1 protein-coding gene is annotated in these 218 nt (G+C 63.8%); it reads left to right on the top strand.

Translation table 11 applies throughout. The features are described from left to right. Window positions 1–218: immunoglobulin-like domain-containing protein (locus tag M2D63_RS26255; RefSeq protein WP_285865939.1), on the top strand; the 218-nt coding region annotated here is incomplete at both ends.

Here is a 218-nt window from a genome sequence, read left to right as displayed (position 1 = left end):
TCGGTCAACGAAGGTGGCGAGATCACCTACACCGCGACGCTGACCAACCCGGCTGGCACCGCCATGACCATCACCCTGAGCAATGGCGAGTCCATCACCATCGCTGCCGGTGAGACTTCGGGCAGCGTGACCGTGGCGGCACCGGACGACGACGTGTACATCGATGCCGGTCAGGTCGAAGCGACCATCACCGGCACGTCCGGTGGCGACTTCGAAAA

The organism is Pseudomonas sp. BJa5 (assembly GCF_030272875.2).
Lineage (GTDB): Bacteria > Pseudomonadota > Gammaproteobacteria > Pseudomonadales > Pseudomonadaceae > Aquipseudomonas.
This window is presented reverse-complemented; position numbering and strand designations above follow the sequence as displayed.